The organism is Pseudomonas sp. FSL W5-0299, from assembly GCF_005930655.1.
Lineage (GTDB): Bacteria > Pseudomonadota > Gammaproteobacteria > Pseudomonadales > Pseudomonadaceae > Aquipseudomonas > Aquipseudomonas mandelii.
Map to the genome: position 1 here is coordinate 23,870 of NZ_RXHX01000022.1, position 17,798 is coordinate 41,667.

The 17,798-nt window shown below is 59.3% G+C and carries 18 protein-coding genes; 3 read left to right on the plus strand and 15 right to left on the minus strand.

Going from position 1 to position 17,798, the window contains the following annotated elements:
- Positions 1–5: 5 nt before the first annotated feature.
- Positions 6–773 (minus strand): sulfite exporter TauE/SafE family protein, encoded by a 768-nt coding sequence (locus tag FHL16_RS22610; RefSeq protein ID WP_077749332.1) that lies wholly within the window; start codon positions 771–773, stop codon positions 6–8.
- Positions 774–897: 124 nt separating this feature from the next.
- Between FHL16_RS22610 and xseA the strand changes: the two genes are divergently transcribed.
- On the plus strand, positions 898–2,277 hold the full coding sequence (xseA, locus tag FHL16_RS22615) for an exodeoxyribonuclease VII large subunit (protein ID WP_077749333.1): 1,380 nt from the start codon (positions 898–900) through the stop codon (positions 2,275–2,277).
- Between the two features lie 3 nt (positions 2,278–2,280).
- Complete coding sequence (locus FHL16_RS22620; protein WP_010457828.1) at positions 2,281–3,102, plus strand: peptidoglycan DD-metalloendopeptidase family protein; 822 nt, start codon at positions 2,281–2,283, stop codon at positions 3,100–3,102.
- 64 nt (positions 3,103–3,166) lie between these two features.
- Here FHL16_RS22620 and FHL16_RS22625 read toward each other — a convergent pair whose 3' ends face one another.
- Positions 3,167–3,523, minus strand: coding sequence for a hypothetical protein (locus tag FHL16_RS22625; protein WP_077749334.1), 357 nt, complete (start codon positions 3,521–3,523; stop codon positions 3,167–3,169).
- Positions 3,524–3,918: 395 nt separating this feature from the next.
- On the opposite strand from FHL16_RS22625, the gene leuA reads away from it, so the two are divergent.
- A complete protein-coding gene (leuA, locus tag FHL16_RS22635) occupies positions 3,919–5,598 on the plus strand; it encodes a 2-isopropylmalate synthase (protein ID WP_077749336.1) in 1,680 nt (559 codons plus the stop codon).
- A 204-nt stretch (positions 5,599–5,802) separates the two neighbouring features.
- Here the strand turns inward: leuA and FHL16_RS22640 are convergent, their stop codons facing one another.
- The 13 genes from FHL16_RS22640 to fdx all read right to left on the minus strand — a co-directional run bounded on the left by FHL16_RS22640 (position 5,803) and on the right by fdx (position 17,796).
- Complete coding sequence (locus FHL16_RS22640) at positions 5,803–6,594, minus strand: amidohydrolase (protein WP_010457836.1); 792 nt, start codon at positions 6,592–6,594, stop codon at positions 5,803–5,805.
- Positions 6,582–7,730, minus strand: a complete 1,149-nt coding sequence (locus tag FHL16_RS22645) for a pyridoxal phosphate-dependent aminotransferase (protein WP_077749337.1) — start codon at positions 7,728–7,730, stop codon at positions 6,582–6,584. The genes FHL16_RS22640 and FHL16_RS22645 overlap by 13 nt, the downstream gene beginning before the upstream one ends.
- A 146-nt stretch (positions 7,731–7,876) precedes the next feature.
- Positions 7,877–9,346 carry a ribosome biogenesis GTPase Der gene (gene der / locus FHL16_RS22650; RefSeq protein WP_010457840.1) on the minus strand — a complete coding sequence of 490 codons (1,470 nt, stop codon included), beginning with the start codon at positions 9,344–9,346 and terminating at the stop codon, positions 7,877–7,879.
- A 140-nt stretch (positions 9,347–9,486) separates the two neighbouring features.
- A complete protein-coding gene (bamB, locus tag FHL16_RS22655; protein ID WP_042932605.1) occupies positions 9,487–10,638 on the minus strand; it encodes an outer membrane protein assembly factor BamB in 1,152 nt (383 codons plus the stop codon).
- Complete coding sequence (locus FHL16_RS22660; RefSeq protein WP_010457845.1) at positions 10,631–11,272, minus strand: tetratricopeptide repeat protein; 642 nt, start codon at positions 11,270–11,272, stop codon at positions 10,631–10,633. The genes bamB and FHL16_RS22660 overlap by 8 nt, the downstream gene beginning before the upstream one ends.
- 42 nt (positions 11,273–11,314) lie before the next feature.
- Positions 11,315–12,604 carry a histidine--tRNA ligase gene (gene hisS / locus FHL16_RS22665; RefSeq protein ID WP_077749338.1) on the minus strand — a complete coding sequence of 430 codons (1,290 nt, stop codon included), beginning with the start codon at positions 12,602–12,604 and terminating at the stop codon, positions 11,315–11,317.
- 23 nt (positions 12,605–12,627) lie between these two features.
- On the minus strand, positions 12,628–13,737 hold the full coding sequence (gene ispG / locus FHL16_RS22670; protein ID WP_010457850.1) for a flavodoxin-dependent (E)-4-hydroxy-3-methylbut-2-enyl-diphosphate synthase: 1,110 nt from the start codon (positions 13,735–13,737) through the stop codon (positions 12,628–12,630).
- Between the two features lie 3 nt (positions 13,738–13,740).
- Positions 13,741–14,775, minus strand: coding sequence for a RodZ domain-containing protein (locus FHL16_RS22675; RefSeq protein WP_077749339.1), 1,035 nt, complete (start codon positions 14,773–14,775; stop codon positions 13,741–13,743).
- On the minus strand, positions 14,775–15,533 hold the full coding sequence (gene pilW / locus FHL16_RS22680; RefSeq protein ID WP_077749340.1) for a type IV pilus biogenesis/stability protein PilW: 759 nt from the start codon (positions 15,531–15,533) through the stop codon (positions 14,775–14,777). The genes FHL16_RS22675 and pilW overlap by 1 nt, the downstream gene beginning before the upstream one ends.
- Before the next feature lie 17 nt (positions 15,534–15,550).
- A complete protein-coding gene (gene rlmN / locus FHL16_RS22685; RefSeq protein ID WP_010457857.1) occupies positions 15,551–16,693 on the minus strand; it encodes a 23S rRNA (adenine(2503)-C(2))-methyltransferase RlmN in 1,143 nt (380 codons plus the stop codon).
- A 28-nt stretch (positions 16,694–16,721) separates the two neighbouring features.
- On the minus strand, positions 16,722–17,147 hold the full coding sequence (ndk, locus tag FHL16_RS22690) for a nucleoside-diphosphate kinase (protein ID WP_010457859.1): 426 nt from the start codon (positions 17,145–17,147) through the stop codon (positions 16,722–16,724).
- A gap of 92 nt (positions 17,148–17,239) precedes the next feature.
- Positions 17,240–17,440, minus strand: coding sequence for a Fe-S cluster assembly protein IscX (gene iscX / locus FHL16_RS22695; RefSeq protein WP_077749341.1), 201 nt, complete (start codon positions 17,438–17,440; stop codon positions 17,240–17,242).
- A gap of 14 nt (positions 17,441–17,454) precedes the next feature.
- Entirely contained in the window at positions 17,455–17,796 is a 342-nt protein-coding gene (fdx, locus tag FHL16_RS22700) for an ISC system 2Fe-2S type ferredoxin (protein ID WP_010457863.1), read from the minus strand.
- Between the last annotated feature and the right edge of the window lie 2 nt (positions 17,797–17,798).

Here is a 17,798-nt window from a genome sequence, read left to right on the forward strand (position 1 = left end):
TCCGGTCAAGTACTCAAATAACGCCCGATCAAGGCAATCCCGCTCGCCAACACCAACCAGGTCACCAGCCGCACGAACGCCTCGCGGGACAATCTCAGGGTCAATCGCCGCCCGACCCACAGCCCCAATGCCATGGCCGGCAACAAACACACAGCCAATATCAATAAGGGTAGCTCGGCATAGACACCTGCGACGGCAAACAGGCTCAAGCGCACCACGGTGCTGCAACTGATCAGCGCACTCTGGGTCGCCCGGGCCGCCTCTTTGGGCAACCGGCTGTTCAAATAGATCGCATATAAGAAGCCGCCACTGCCAAACAATGCCCCGAACATCCCGCCCACCGTGCCCATCGGCACCGCCCAGGCGGCGGACAATTGTGTCGGACGGGTTTTGACCCACAGGCTGTAAATCGCATAAGCGCTGATGAACAGCCCCATCAACAGCAATAACACATCGGATTTGAGGTTCAGCAGAAAGATCACCCCCAACGTGCAGCCCACCGCCATGCAGGGCAGCAGCCGCAGCAACTCGGGCTTTGCCACATCCCGCCGCGAAGGCAGCAGATTGCCAAACGCTGCGACAAAATCCAGCAGCACCAGCAACGGCACGATCTTCGACAGCGGCATGAACAGAATAAGAATCGGCCCCGCCACCAGCGCAGTGCCAAATCCGGCGATACCAAACACGATATAGGCCAGGGCAATGCCCAGCCCGATCACCAGCCAATCCGTGGCGCCGAATGGCCATGGGTTCAACAACTCAAGCACACTCATTCCCTCGTCTTCCCTGAATCCCGGGGCTGACTTTACTCCTTATGGGAGCGCGCAGGCCCGCTCTCACAAGGGATTTGTGCGCACTCATGGAGATTGTTCGACGAATGCCTTTATCATGCGCCCCATGATTAAAGATCCCTTTGCAAGACTCGGCCTGGACCGTGAAGTCCTGACTGTCAGCCAGCTCAACGGCCGCGCGCGGGTGTTGCTCGAAGACGTGTTCAGCAACATCTGGGTCGAAGGCGAAATCTCCAACCTCGCCCGCCCGGCGTCCGGTCACGTGTATTTCACCCTAAAGGACAGCGGTGCCCAGGTTCGTTGCGCGCTGTTTCGGCAGAACGCGGCGCGGGTTCGCCAGGCGCTGAAGGACGGCCTGGCGGTCAAGGTGCGTGGCAAGGTTTCGCTGTTCGAGGGGCGTGGCGACTATCAGCTGATCCTCGACACCGTGGAGCCGGCCGGTGACGGTGCGCTGCGTCTGGCGTTCGATGCACTGAAGGAAAAACTCAGCGCCGAAGGCCTGTTCAGCGCCGAGTGCAAAGTGCCGTTGCCGGCGCATCCGCAGCGCATCGGCATTATCAGTTCGCCGACTGGCGCGGTGATTCGCGACATCATCAGCGTCTTTCGCCGCCGCGCACCGCAGGTTCAACTGACTCTGATCCCGACCGCCGTACAGGGCCGCGAAGCGACTGCGCAAATCGTCCGCGCGCTGAAACTGGCGGACGCTCGCGGTTTTGATGCGCTGATCCTCGCCCGTGGCGGCGGTTCGCTGGAAGACCTCTGGTGTTTCAACGAAGAAGCCGTGGCCCGCGCCGTGGATGCGTGCGTGACGCCGATTGTCAGCGCCGTCGGCCACGAAACCGATGTCTCGATCAGTGACTTCGTCGCCGACGTCCGCGCCCCGACGCCCTCCGCCGCCGCCGAATTGCTCGCGCCGGATTCCAGCGACCTGGTGCGCCGGGTCGAAAGCCTGCACCGGCGCCTGGTGATGCGCATCCGCGACCGCTTGATGCGTGACCGTCTGCGCCTGGAAGGCATGTCTCGCCGCTTGCGCCATCCCGGCGAACGTCTGCGCCAGCAAGCGCAGCGCCTGGACGATCTGGACATGCGCATGCGCCGCGCGTTCGAACGCAGCCTCAATACCCGTCGCGAACGCTTGATCCGTCTGGAAACCCGCCTCGCCGGGCAACACCCGGGACGGCAATTGGCAATGCTTCGTCAGCGCCTCGACAGCTTCGCCGAGCGCCTGCCGCGAGCCATGCGCGAAGGGCTCAAGTCCCGTCGCCTGCAACTGCAAAGTCAGGTGCAGACGCTGCAAGTGGTCAGCCCGCTGGCGACCCTGGCCCGTGGCTACAGCATTCTGCTGGATGAACGCGGCAACGCGATTCGCAGCGCCGAGCAAACCCATACCGGTCAGCGCCTGAAAGCCAAACTGGGCGAAGGCGAGCTGCACGTCCGGGTCGAAGACAATCACCTGACGCCTGTCACCCTTTCTTTACTGGATTGATCCATGCCGCGTTTTTTAGCTCCGCTGCTGTTGCTATGCCTGACCTTCAATGCCCACGCCGACAGCTACATCACCCGCCTGTTGAATAAACCGGTGCCGGGGGGCGTGGCCGTGGTGGACCTGGGTGCTTCTGCACAGGCGCCAAAAGCCAGCTACCAAGGCAAGTCGGTGCTGGTGGTCAAGGAACAGAACAATTGGCTGGCGATTGTCGGCGTGCCATTGACGGTTAAACCGGGCACGCAGCAGGTCAGCAGCGGCGGTCGCACGCTGAGTTTCACGGTCGGCAGCAAGAAGTACCCGGAACAGCACATCACCCTGAAGAACACGCAGCAGGTCAATCCGAACCCGGAGAACCTTAAGCGCATCGAAGGTGAACTGGCCGAGCAAATCGCCGCCTACCGCACGTTCAGTCCGAACACCCCGAGCAACCTGCTACTGGACAAACCGGTCAACGGGCCGCTGTCGAGCAAGTTCGGTGTGCGCCGGTTCTTTAATGGCGAAGAGCGCAATCCCCACTCGGGCCTGGATTTCGCCGTGGGCGCAGGCACACCGATCAAGACCCCGGCGGCGGGCAAGGTGATCCTGATCGGCAACTACTTCTTTAATGGCAATACGGTGTTCGTCGACCATGGGCAGGGCTTTATCAGCATGTTCTGCCATATGTCGAAGATTGACGTGAAGGTGGGGCAGCAACTGGCGCGCGGCGGTGTAGTCGGGAAAGTCGGCGCCACCGGGCGGGCGACCGGGCCGCACATGCACTGGAATGTCAGCCTGAATGATGCGCGGGTGGATCCGGCGATTTTTATTGGTGCTTTCCAGCCCTGAATCTTCTTTGAGGCGACTGGCCCATTCGCAATCAGGCTCGCGCTAGGGCCATCACTGCCGCCGCTTATTCAGCGTCCAGATCCTCAATACCATGGACCTCCCGGTTCGCCAGACAATTGCTGATCCATGTTTGAGTGTCTTGCGAGAAGCCAGCCAATTCTTCAGCCGTGATCAACTCGCGGGTACACAACGCCAGCAAGTGAGAACTGGCGTCATTGCGTGAGAACCTGAAAGCGCCAAATGCCCAATACAGCTCCTTTTGTCCGGCTTTGAGCAGCTCTTCGCTCGCTTCAATTCGATCATAAGGCGCTTGGCTTCTATCCAGCACCGTGCGCTCGACTTCGTCCATGATCCGGTTACACATCCGCTCATGGGCCAACGGGCGCAACGCACTGTAAAGCTTCCAATCCGACTCGTTCATCGCTGACTCCTGCATTCCAGTCGTCTGGTTGAGGTTTTAAGAATAGCTGCCGTCGCCAAGACAAGGCTGCCAACTTTCAATTGCGCACCCTTCAAACCTCGCGCAAACATCAACACAATCACCCGGCCCGACCGCAATAAAATCGCGATAATCCCGACTATTCGAGTATTCCTCTCAATTTTTTTCGACTGCTTGCCATCCTCAATCACGGCGGTTAGGGTTGAAGGCATGAAAACCTCTCACACCCTCATTCAGCTTCGTCAGCACCGCAGCCTGTGCCTCGTCAGTGCACGACTGCCAGGCTGAATCGCGGTGCCTCGCCCCACGCTTTTCCCCAAGAACATTGATCCACCGGCAGGCCGCCTTTTTTCGGCCCACACAATAAGGATTTCCCGATGAGCATGCTCAAAGACCCGTCTTCGAAATACCGCGCGTTCCCGACCATCGACATCCCGGACCGTACCTGGCCATCGAAGACCATCACCGCAGCGCCGATCTGGTGCAGTTCCGACCTTCGTGACGGCAACCAGTCGCTGATCGAGCCAATGGACGCGGTCAAGAAGCTGCGTTTCTGGAAGACGTTGGTGCAAGTCGGTGTGAAAGAGATCGAAGCGTCGTTCCCGGCCGCTTCGCAAACCGACTTCGACTTCGTGCGTACCCTGATCGAAGGCAACCACATCCCGGACGACACCACCATCCAGGTGTTGACCCAGGGCCGTGAAGACCTGATCGAGCGCACTTTCGAATCCCTGCGCGGGGCGAAGAAAGCCATCGTTCACTTGTACAACGCGACCTCCCCATCCTTCCGCCGCATTGTCTTCAACCAGGACAAGGAAGGTGTCAAGGCCATCGCCGTGAACGCCGCCAAGCTGTTCGTCAAATATGCCGCCCAGCAACCGGACACCCAGTGGACCTTCGAATACTCGCCGGAAACCTTCAGCGCGACCGAATTGGAGTTCGCCAAGGAAGTCTGTGACGCGGTCATCGAAGTCTGGAACCCGACGCCTGAGCACAAGGTGATCCTCAACCTGCCGGCCACCGTCGAATGCGCGACCCCGAACATCTATGCCGACCAGATCGAATGGTTCGGCCGTCACATCAACCGTCGTGACAGCGTGATCATCAGCCTGCACACCCACAACGACCGTGGTACGGGCGTGGCGGCCACCGAACTGGGCCTTATGGCCGGTGCTGACCGTGTCGAAGGCTGCCTGTTCGGTAACGGCGAGCGTACCGGTAACGTTGATCTCGTGACCGTGGCACTGAACCTCTACACCCAGGGCATTCACCCTGAGCTGGACTTCTCCGACATCGACGGCGTGCGCAAAGTCGTTGAAGAATGCAACCAGATCCAGGTGCACCCACGCCACCCCTACGTCGGCGACCTGGTTCACACCGCGTTCTCCGGCTCCCACCAGGATGCGATCCGCAAGGGCTTTGCCCAGCAGAAACCGGACGCCTTGTGGGAAGTGCCGTACTTGCCGATCGACCCGGCCGACATCGGCCGCAGCTACGAGGCGGTGATCCGCGTCAACAGCCAGTCGGGCAAGGGCGGTATCGCCTACTTGCTGGAACAGGAATACGGCATCAGCTTGCCGCGTCGCATGCAGATCGAGTTCAGCCAGGTGGTACAGCGTGAAACCGATCGCCTCGGCCTGGAGATGACCGCCCAACAGATCCACGCGTTGCTGCACAGCGAGTATTTGCAGGCCAACACCCCGTATGCGCTGGTCAGCCATCGCCTGCAGGAAGAAAACGGTCACAGTGCCGTGGAAGTGGAAGTCTCGGGCAAAGGCCAGGGCGAAACCAACCTGCACTGGCGCGGCAAGGGCAACGGCGCGCTGGAAGCCTTGGTGGCCGGCCTGCCGATCCCGGTGGAAATCATGGACTACAACGAACACGCAATCGGCGCGGGCACCAATGCCAAGGCAGCGGCTTACATCGAACTGCGTGTGAACGGTGAACGTGCGGTGCATGGCGTCGGTATCGATGAAAACATCACCACCGCGAGCTTCAAGGCCCTGTTCAGCGCGCTGAACCGCTCCCTGAGCCAGCCGGAAGCGAAAGCGGCGTAAGCGTTCGCGGCAATGCAAAAGGCCCCGAGGTGAAAACCTCGGGGCCTTTTTGTTTGCCTGGCATTTTTAGGGTGCCTGTCATGGCCTCTTCGCGAGCAGGCTCACTCCCACAGGAGGCTTCGGGTGCACACAAAATCTCTATTCACGCGATCCACTGTGGGAGTGAGCCTGCTCGCGATAAGGCCGGCTCAGGCTGCCGAGATATCAGGTGAACTCGAACGTATCTGCATCGAGATTCGCCGGAAACCGTGTGCGATAGGCTTGCAGATCCGCCGCATTCAGTACTACCTGAAACACACCATCGGCTTCGCCGGCACTGAGCAATGTCTCACCCTGGAAATCCAGCACCTGGCTATCACCGGTGTAAGCAAAGCCTTTGCCGTCGGTACCGATGCGATTGACCGCCGCCACGTAGCACAGGTTTTCAATCGCCCGCGCTGGCAGCAAACGGTTCCAATGCTGACGACGCGCGCCGGGCCAGTTGGCGGTGTAGAGCAGCAAGTCAGTGTCTTGTGCATCGCGACTCCAGACCGGGAATCGCAAGTCGTAGCAAATCAGCGGCCGCACACGCCAGCCCTTGAGCTCGAACTGCACCTGGCGCTCGCCCGGTGTGTAGTGGTTGTGCTCACCGGCCATGCGGAACAGGTGACGCTTGTCGTAGTGCCAGACTTCCCCGTCCGGCCGCGCCCACAACAATCGATTGCGGTGGCTGCCATCAGCGGCCTGGACGATGACGCTGCCGGTGATCACCGCATCAAGTTTCGCCGCCTGGACACGTAGCCATTTGCTGGTCGGACCGTTTTCCGCTTCGGCGAGGGTCTGCGATTCCATGGAAAAACCGGTGGTGAACATCTCCGGCAGAATGATCAGATCCGCCCCGCGAGCCTGCTCAAGCAATGGCTCGAAATGCTCCAGGTTGGCCTGACGGTCGTGCCAGGCCAGGGTGGTCTGGATCAGCGCGACGTTCAGATTGGGCAGTGCACTCAGATCACGCATAGTTTTGCCGCTGCTTCACGCAACGTCTCCTCGCGTTTGGCGAAGCACAAGCGCACCAGGCGCTGGCCTTCAGGTGGTGTCTGGTAAAAAACCGAGATCGGGATGCTCGCCACGCCATGTTCACGGGTCATCCACAGCGCCATTTCGACGTCATTGAGGTCCGGGCGGATCTGCGAATAATCGACCAACTGAAAATACGTGCCGGTCACGCGCTTGAAGCTGAAACGCGACGACGCCAGCAGATCGCAGAACAGATCGCGCTTGGCCTGGTAGAAACCCGGCAGTTCTTCGACGTGTTCAGGATGTTCGGCCATGAAGTCGGCCAAGGCGTATTGCAGCGGGGTCACGCCGCAGAAACTGACGTACTGGTGAACCTTGCGCAGCTCGGCGGTGAGCGCCGGCGGTGCGACCACGTAGCCGGTTTTCCACCCGGTGACGTGATAGGTCTTGCCGAAAGAACTGACCACGAAGGCGCGCTGATACAGCTCTTCGTGATTCAGCACGCTGACGTGAGGCACGCCGTCGAAGACCAGGTGTTCGTAGACTTCGTCACTGACGATGTAGATGTCGCGATCCCGAATCAACGCTGCCAACTGGTCCAGCTCGGCACGGCTGATCAGCGCGCCACTCGGGTTATGCGGAGCGTTCAGCACGATCATCCGCGTGCGCGGCGTAATCGCTTCGGCGAGTTTCTCGAAGTCGATGGAAAAATCATTCAGACCCAGTTGCACATGCACGCATCGCCCACCGGCCAGCTCCACCGACGGCTCGTAGCTGTCGTAGCACGGATCGAACACGATCACTTCATCGCCGCTGTGAATAACCGCTTGAATCGCACAGAAGATCGCTTGGGTGGCACCGGGAGTGACCGTCACTTCATGGTCGGCATCCACGCTGACGCCGTAGGTGCGGGCGATCTTCGCCGAAATCTGCTGACGCAGCGCCGGCAGGCCGGTCATCGGTGAATATTGGTTGTGGCCATTGGCAATGTGCCGACCGACCGCATCGCACAGGGCTTGCGGTGCATCGAAATCAGGAAACCCCTGGGACAGGTTGATCGCCCCGGTTTGCGCCGCGAGCTGAGACATCTGAGTGAAGATAGTGATGCCGACATTCGGCAGCTTACTGGTGATCATCGGTAGCCCCTTGCAGGTGAGCTGCAAGTTTCAAGCTGCAAGCTGCAAGTGGTCAAGCAACAAACCATCAGACACAAAAAAGGGCTCTGACTTGAGCCCTTTTCTGCAGTGACTTGAAGCGTGCAGCTTGATACTTAAAGCTGCTTCTATTTCTTATCGCGGCGCTTTTTGTCGGCCTTTTTGTGGTGCGACATCATGCGACGCTTCTTGTTGACCTGACGGTCGGTCAGCGTGGTCTTTTTGCCTTCGAACGGGTTCTCGCCGCCCTTGAACTCGATACGGATCGGCGTACCGACCAGCTTCAAGACACGACGGTAAGTGTTTTCCAGATAACGGACGTAAGACTTCGGCACCTTCTCGATCTGGTTACCGTGGATCACGATGATCGGCGGGTTCGCACCACCCAAGTGGGCATAACGCAGCTTGATCCGGCGGTTGTTGACCATCGGCGGCGCGTGCTCGCTGACCGCATCTTCCAGGATCGTGGTCAGGCGGTTGGTTGGCCAGCGGGTAACCGCGGACTTGAACGAGTTCTGTACGGAGGCGTAGAGGTTGCCCACGCCCGTACCGTGCAGGGCCGAGATGAAGTGGATGTCGGCGTAGTCGACGAAGAACAGTCGACGTTGCAGCTCGACCTTCACGAAGTCACGCTCGCTCGGCGTCATGCCGTCCCACTTGTTGATCGCGATCACCAGCGCACGACCCGACTCAATGGCGAAGCCCAGCAGGTTGAGATCGTGATCGACCACGCCCTCGCGGGCGTCCATCACAAAGATCACCACGTTGGCGTCTTTGATCGCTTGCAGGGTTTTGACCACGGAGAACTTTTCGACTTCTTCGTGGATCTTGCCGCGCTTGCGCACACCGGCGGTGTCGATCAGCGTGTACTTCTCGTCGTTACGCTCGAACGGGATGTAGATGCTGTCGCGAGTGGTACCAGGCTCGTCATAGACGATAACCCGGTCTTCACCGAGCATGCGATTGACCAGGGTCGACTTGCCGACGTTCGGGCGGCCGATGATGGCGATCTTGATCCCGTCTTTTTCGCTAGGGCCAGGAATGCGCTTGGCTTCCTCGCCTTCGGCAACGATCTCTTCCTCGCCTTCTTCCTGTTCGTCATCGTCTTTCGGGAAGTCGCTCAGGGCGATTTCCAGCATCTGGGTGATGCCACGACCGTGGGCGCCAGCGATCGGAATCGCGTGGCCCATGCCCAACGGGGCGAACTCGGCGCGGGCCATTTCAGGGTCGATGTTGTCGACCTTGTTGGCAACCACGTAGGAACGCTTGTTACGTTTGCGCAAATGCTCGGCGATCATCTGGTCGGCGGCGGTAAAACCGGCCTTGGCATCTACCAGGAACAGAACGACATCCGCTTCTTCAATGGCCAGCAACGACTGCTCGGCCATTTTTTCGTCCATACCGTGCTCGTCACCGGAGATACCGCCGGTGTCGACCAGAATGTAGGAACGCCCTTGCCACTTGGCCTCACCGTATTGGCGATCACGGGTCAGACCGGACAAGTCGCCGACGATGGCGTCGCGAGTCCTGGTCAGGCGGTTGAACAAGGTGGACTTGCCGACGTTCGGTCGGCCCACCAGGGCGATTACGGGAACCATGCGGCTCTCCACTTCGTTATTTCAGAAAATACAAAAGCCGCTGCGAGGCAGCGGCTGGTGCTCGGGGCAGCGCTTGAGGGCGCTGCGAACCCCGTGGTTACGGGGCTGCCTGGGGTTTAACCCCAAGCATAGTCAAACCTTTACTTAATGGTCAGGGCTTCCAGTTTGCCACTGTTGCCATACACATAAATCGTGTCACCCACCACCAGCGGACGGGCACGCAGGCCGTCGCTGTCGATGCGCTCGCGGCCGACGAAACGACCGTCGACCTGGCTCAGCAGGTGCAGGTAGCCTTCCATATCGCCGACTGCAACGTAGCTGGAGAACACTTCCGGAGCCGACAGTTGACGACGAGCCAGCGAATCGTTGCTCCACAAGGCTGTGGTGGAACGTTCGTCGACGCCTTCAACGGTGCCCGAAGACAGGCTCACGTAAACGCTGCCAAAACCCTGCGCGACGCCGGCATAGCTGGAAGCATCACGCTGCCAGAGCTGACGACCGCTTTGCAGGTCCAGTGCCGCAACGCGACCCTGGTAGCTGGCGACGTACAGCGTTTCGCCGGACAGCAGCAGGCCACCGTCGATATCGACCACACGCTCCAGTTCCGAACGACCTTGTGGAATCGCGACCCGTTGTTCCCACACCGGCACGCCGTTGGAAATATCGAGAGCGACCACTTTACCGGTCGACAGGCCAGCCACCGCGAGGCGGTTGGTGACGATCGGTGCGCTGGTGCCGCGCAAGGTCAGGACCGCAGGCGTGCTGTCATACAACCAGCGCTGGGTGCCGGTGGCGGCATCCAGACCAATCAGACGGTCGTCCTGAGTCTGAACCACAACCACATCACCGTTGTTGGCCGGCGGTGCGAGTACTTCGCTGGACACGCGAGCGCGCCATTTCTCTTCACCATTGATCGCATCCAGAGCAACGATTTCGCCCTTGATGGTGCCGAACATGACCAGACCGTAACCCACGCCAACGGCGCCGGAAACAGGCAGTTCAAGGTCCTTCTTCCATTTGACGTCGCCGTTGCTGCGATCCAGCGCCATCACCACACCGGTGACGTCGGCAGCATAGATGGTATCGCCTTCGATCGCCGGAACCAGCATGTTGTAGGTTTCGCCCTGACCGTCACCGATCGAACGACTCCACTGCTTCTGCAGAACCACTTCTTCTTTGAAGTCGGTCAACTCGGCCGGTGGCAATTCTTTTTTGCTGTTGCTGCTGCAACCCGCGGCCAAAATGGCCAGAGCCAGCAATGCTGCATGTTTCCAACGGATCACGTCACGCATCCCCTTTGGCCAGGTCGTCCAGCTTGATTTGTAGGCCACCGACCGCCGCTTCATCCGACAGTGCCGCCTTGGCTTTTTGATACGCCGTGTTTGCTTCGTCGGTACGACCCAACTGCACCAGCAGGTCGCCTTTGAGTTCTTCGCGCGTGGCCAGGAATGCCTTGTCAGCATCGCCTTCGAGCAGCTTCAGGGCCTCATCGACCTTGTTCTGCGCCGCCAGTACCTGCGCCAGACGCTGACGGGCGATTTCGCCCAGCGCCGGGTTGGCCGGTTTTGCCACGATCGCTTTCAGCTCGGTGGCCGCGTCGTCCAGCTTGCCGCTGTCGACCGCAACTTTCGCCACGAACAAGCTGCCGTACTGTGCATAGGCGCTACCGCCGAACTCGCTGTTGAGCTTGCCGGCCAGGTCCGAAACACGGGCGGCATCAGGCTTGCCGTCAGGCGTCAGCGTGGTTTCGAGCAATTGCTGATAGAGAATCGAGGCGCCTTGCGACTGATTGCTCTGATACTTCTGAAAGGCCTGCCAGCCGAACACGATGACCAGCGCCAACAGGCCGCCAGTGACCAGGGGCTTGCCGTTGCGTGTCCACCAGTCCTTCAAATCTGCCAGGTTTTCGTCTTCGGTACTCGACACCCCAATACTCCTTAATCGCTAAATCGGCTGTTTATGACAGCTTCAACCCTGCACGACGCAGGTGGCCAGGTGTGCAGCAAGCGCATCCCAGGCAATGCTTTGTTGTTCGCCCTGGCCACGCAGGGGTTTGAAACCTACCACTTGCTGGGCCATTTCGTCGTCACCGAGGATCAGCGCATACAGCGCGCCGCTCTTGTCGGCCTTCTTGAACTGGCTTTTGAAGCTGCCCGCGCCGGCATTGACTTGCAGGCGCAGGTTGGGCAATTGATCACGTACACGTTCACTCAGGGCCAGACCGGCCAGCTCGGCAGCTTCTCCGAAGGCGCAGAGGTAAACGTCGACCTGACGGGAGATTTCTTCCGGAATCTGCTCCAGGGTTTCAAGCAACAGCACCAGGCGCTCGATACCCATGGCGAAACCGACGCCCGGGGTTGGCTTGCCACCCATCTGCTCCACCAGACCGTCGTAACGACCACCGGCACACACGGTGCCCTGGGCGCCCAACTTGTCGGTGACCCATTCGAAAACGGTCTTGCTGTAGTAATCCAGCCCGCGAACCAGCTTCGGGTTGATCACGTAAGGAATGCCGGCGGTGTCCAGGCGAGCCTTCAGGCCCTCGAAGTGCACACGGGATTCTTCGTCCAGGTAGTCGGCCATTTTCGGCGCATCGACCAGCACGGCTTGCGTGTCGGCGTTCTTGGTATCGAGCACCCGCAAAGGGTTGGTTTTCAGACGGCGCTGGCTGTCTTCGTCCAGCTTGTCCAGGCGGGACGAGAGGAACTCGACCAGCGCTTCGCGATAACGAGCACGGGACTCGGCGGTGCCCAGGCTGTTGAGCTCAAGCTTGACCGCGTCACGGATGCCCAGCTCGCCCCACAGGCGCCAGGTCAGCACGATCAGCTCGGCGTCGATGTCCGGACCGTCGAGGTTGAAGACCTCGCAACCGATCTGATGGAACTGGCGATAACGGCCTTTTTGCGGACGTTCGTGACGGAACATCGGGCCGATGTACCAGAGTTTCTGCGCCTGACCACCGCCGGTGATGCCGTGCTCGAGCACAGCACGCACGCAGGCCGCCGTGCCTTCAGGGCGCAGGGTCAGGGAATCGCCGTTGCGGTCGTCGAAGGTGTACATCTCTTTTTCGACGATGTCGGTCACTTCACCAATGGAGCGCTTGAACAGCTCGGTGAACTCGACGATCGGCATGCGGATCTGCTTGTAACCGTAGTTATCCAGCAGACGCGAGACGGTGCCCTCGAAATGACGCCACAGCGGGGTCTGTTCGGGCAGGATGTCGTTCATGCCACGTATGGCTTGCAGAGACTTGCTCACTATAAATCCTTAAATTCGTTCGATCAGCCGCGGGCGATGACTGCCGCGTCGGCTTCGACCTTTTCGGCCGCTTTCTGGCGGATCAAGCGTTCAAGCTCATCCACCAGATTGTCATTCGTCAGTTTCTGCGACGGCTTGCCGTCGATGTAAATCAGGTTTGGCGTGCCGCCGGTCAAGCCGATATGGGCTTCCTTGGCTTCACCCGGCCCGTTGACCACGCAACCGATGACCGCGACATCCAGCGGCACCAGCAGATCTTCGAGGCGCCCTTCCAGCTCGTTCATGGTTTTGACCACATCGAAATTCTGCCGCGAGCAGCTCGGGCAGGCGATGAAGTTGATGCCACGGGAACGCAGGTGCAGGGATTTGAGAATGTCGTAGCCGACTTTCACTTCCTCGACCGGGTCGGCCGCCAACGAGATGCGAATAGTATCGCCAATCCCTTCGGCGAGCAGCATACCGAGGCCCACGGCGGATTTCACCGTGCCTGAGCGCAAACCACCGGCTTCGGTGATGCCCAGGTGCAGCGGCTGGACGATTTCCTTGGCCAGCAGGCGGTAGGCGGCGACGGCCATGAACACGTCGGAGGCCTTCACGCTGACCTTGAAGTCCTGGAAATTCAGGCGTTCAAGGTGCTCGACGTGACGCAGGGCAGACTCGACCAGCGCCGCCGGGGTCGGCTCGCCGTATTTCTTTTGCAGGTCTTTTTCCAGGGAACCGGCGTTGACGCCGATGCGGATCGGGATCCCGCGATCACGGGCGGCATCGACCACCGCGCGCACGCGGTCTTCACGACCGATGTTGCCCGGGTTGATCCGCAGGCAATCAACGCCCAGTTCGGCGACGCGCAGCGCAATCTTGTAGTCGAAGTGGATGTCGGCAACCAACGGCACCTTGACCAATTGCTTGATCTTGCCGAAGGCTTCGGCGGCGTCCATGTCCGGCACGGAAATCCGCACGATATCGACGCCAGCGGCTTCCAGACGATTGATCTGGGCCACGGTGGCGGCCACGTCATTGGTGTCGCTGTTCGTCATGCTCTGAACAGCGATGGGCGCATCGCCGCCGACGGGCACGTTACCGACCCAGATCTTGCGGGATTCGCGACGTTTGATTGGAGATTCGCCGTGCATGACTTATTGACCCAACTTCAGGCGAGCAGTCTCGCCACTGGTGAACGGAGCGACATCAACCGCCTGCCCGTTGTAGCTGACCTGCGCGCCACGGGCGAAGCCCAGACGCACGGCAAACGGCGGCTTGCCGCTGACGGAAACACTTTCGCCTTTACGCTTCAGACCGCTCAACAGCACTTTGCCGGTGCCATCGGTCACTTGCGTCCAGCAATCGGCGGTGAACTGCAGTTGAACCTGACCTTGGCCGGCAACCGGAGCTGCCGGTGCTGGAGCGGGGATGGTCGGCGTCACCGAAGCGCTTGCAGGCGGAGTTGATACAACAGGAGCCGTCGGAGCCGGCGCTACGGGAGTCGCGACAACCGGAGCGCTGCTGTGCGCCGGTGCAGCAGGCGCTGGGACAACGGGCGCAGTCGGCGCGGCGGCAGGCGCAGTGGCTTCAGTCCCGGCCGGTGCTTCAGTGGCGTTTTCGGCTTGCGGCAACGCCAGCGCGGTTGCCCCGTCAACCTGACTTTCCGCGACGGCCTGGTCTTCCGGCTCGTCCAGCGGATGGATCTGGGTGGTGCCATCAGCACCTTCGACTTCGACGTGTTCCGGGCTCGGGGTGATCAGGTCCTTGGTGCGCTGGGAGGTTTGATCCTGCCACCAGACAAAACCACCGCCAATCACTGCGATCAGCAACAGCAGGCTGACAATGCGCAAAATAGTGTGGGAAACCCGAACCGGTTCTTCGATTCGCCCCAGGCTGTGGACGTTACTGCCCTGGGAGTCGGTGCCGGTGGATTGGTCGAACTGCTGGACCAGAACGGTCTGGTCCATGCCCAACAATTTGGCATACGCGCGAATATAACCGCGAGCAAAGGTATGCCCCGGCAGCTTGTCGAAAGCGCCGGCTTCCAGATTACTCAAGGAATTAACGGTGAGGTTGAGCTTGAGGGCCACTTCAGCCAGCGACCAGCCATTGCTTTCGCGGGCCTGGCGCAAAGTCTCACCGGGGTTAACGCGATTCGCTGCTACAACTTCGGGATGCGCCGCTTTCATCATTGCTCCGACAGGTATTGCTGATATTCCGGCGTACCGGGATAGAGTCGTTTTAGTTGCAGGCCAAAACTGGCGGCCTTGTCGCGATCTTCAAACACTTTTGCCAGCCGAACGCCGAGCAATAGACTACGTGCATTTTGCTCGGTGAGCAGGCTAAAACGATCGTAATAGTCACGCGCGGGCACATAATGCCTGTCTTCGAAGGACAACTCAGCCATTTCCAGCAATGCACGCGGTTGTTGGCGGTTCAAACGCAGGGCTTTTTCCAGTTGCTGCTGGGCCAGATCACGCTGACCCAGCTTCGAAGCGGTCATGCCCAGGTTCTCGAACACCCGCGAACGCTCAGGATACAGGGTATCGGCGGCGGCCTGTTCAAAGCGCTCGTAAGCCTCTTTGTAACGTTTTTCTTCGAAAAGAAAGCTGCCGTAGTTGTTCAGGATTCGAGCATCGTCGGGGCGGGAAGACAGCGCCTTGCGAAAGTGCTGGTCTGCCAGTTCAGGTTCCATTTCAGCCTGAAACACCAACCCAAGCGCCGCATTGGCATCCGGGTCCGAGTCATCCAGAGCCAAGGCTTTCTTCAACGGCACTTTCGCCCGTTCGGTCATGCCTTGCTGCAAGTACCCCAAGCCCAGTTGCACATAGGCAGCACGCGCTTCATCGCGACCTTTGCTGGTTTTCATCGGGTTGAAATCGCCCGACAGGACGCAACCAGCACACAGGCTGGCCAACAGCAAAAGCAGCGCAAAGCGCAGGGACATAGAGATCCTCTCTTGATTTATTCCGCAGCGTTTTGAGCCATATCGTTCTCGGCGTTCAACTCACGCACGGCGATATAACGTTCGCTGCGACGGGTGCGATCCAGCACCTGCCCTACCAATTGGCCACACGCGGCATCGATGTCTTCACCGCGGGTGGTGCGCACGGTGACATTGAAGCCGGCATGGTGAAGCTGATCCTGGAAACGGCGAATCGCGTTGTTGCTCGGGCGCTCGTAACCGGAATGCGGGAACGGGTTAAACGGAATCAGGTTGATCTTGCACGGGATGTTCTTGAGCAACTCGATCATCTCAACGGCATGTTCAACCTTGTCGTTGATGTCCTTGAGCAAAGTGTACTCGATGGTCAGCACGCGCTTTTCGCCCAGGGACGACATGTAGCGCTGGCACGACTCGAGCAGCATCTTAAGCGGATATTTCTTGTTGATCGGCACCAATTGGTTACGCAATGCGTCGTTTGGTGCGTGCAGCGACAACGCCAGGGAGACGTCAATGTGCTTGGACAGCTCATCGATCATCGGCACCACGCCCGAAGTGGACAGGGTCACGCGGCGCTTGGAGATCCCGTAGCCCAGGTCATCCATCATCAGATGCATGGCGGCCACGACGTTGTCGAAGTTCAGCAGCGGCTCACCCATGCCCATCATCACCACGTTGGTGATGGCACGGTCGGCGGTCGCCGGGATGCTGCCGAACGATTTATTGGCAATCCACACCTGGCCGATGACTTCAGCGGCGGTGAGGTTGCTGTTGAAACCTTGCTTGCCGGTGGAGCAGAAACTGCAATCCAGGGCACAGCCTGCCTGGGACGAAACGCACAAAGTGCCGCGCTTGCCCTGGGGAATGTAAACGGTCTCGACGCAGCTGCCGGACGCCACGCGCACTACCCATTTACGGGTACCGTCGGTGGAGATGTCCTCACTGACGACTTCAGGACCGCGAACTTCGGCAATAGCCTTGAGCTTGTCGCGCAAGGCCTTGCTGACGTTCGTCATGGCGTCGAAATCATCGACGCCAAGGTGGTGAATCCATTTCATTACCTGACCGGCACGGAAACGCTTCTCCCCGATTGAGTCGAAGAATTTTTCCATTTCCAGCTGAGTCAGACCCAGCAGGTTGGTTTTTACAGTCGATGTAGTCATGGATTCACCTTCACTCATAAGCCAATGCTTAGCGAGTGGTTACTTCAGTAGCTGCGAAGAAGTACGAGATTTCGCGAGCAGCAGCGGCTTCGGAGTCCGAACCGTGTACAGCGTTGGCATCGATGGAGTCAGCGAAGTCAGCACGGATGGTGCCGGCAGCAGCTTCTTTAGGGTTGGTAGCGCCCATCAGCTCACGGTTCAGAGCGATAGCGTTTTCGCCTTCCAGAACCTGAACGACAACTGGACCGGAGATCATGAAAGCAACCAGGTCGCCGAAGAAACCACGAGCGCTGTGCTCAGCGTAGAAGCCTTCAGCTTCGGCTTTGGACAGTTGCTTCATTTTCGAAGCTACAACCTTCAGGCCGGCTTTTTCGAAACGAGTGGTGATCTCGCCGATGACGTTTTTTGCAACAGCGTCAGGCTTGATGATGGAGAAAGTACGTTGAACAGCCATGGTGTAACTCCAGAAACGGTAATTTGCGAAAAATTAAACCCGCGAATTATACGCGGGTTCTTTGGTATTGCCTAACTGCATACGGCGCAGACTCAGTCTGCTTCTTCGATCCAGGCGGCCTGAATGGCTTCAAGTACCTTCTCGCCACCGCGGGTCGGATCATCACTGAACTCCGGCAATGCCAGCACCCATTTGTGCAGATCGACGAAGTTCACATAACGCGGATCCACTTCCGGCCGGGATTCAGCCAGCTGGATCGCGATTTCCTGCACATCAACCCATTTCAGACTCATGACATTTCCTTGAATCAGTGCGGCGCTTCGGCCGCATGGTTGAGCGAGTACTTCGGAATTTCGACGGTCAGGTCTTCAGTCCCGACTTTTGCCTGACAGGCCAAGCGTGAGTGGGGCTCCAGCCCCCAAGCCTTATCAAGATAGTCTTCTTCCAGCTCATCGGCCTCTTCCAGCGAGTCAAAGCCCTCGCGAATCAGGCAATGGCAGGTGGTGCAGGCGCAGACGCCGCCGCAAGCGCTTTCCATCTCGATATGGTGTTCGTGAGCCAGTTCGAGGATGGAGATGCCGGGTTCAGCCTCCACAACCATGCCGTCCGGGCAAAACTTCTCGTGTGGCAGAAAAATGACCTGCGGCATCG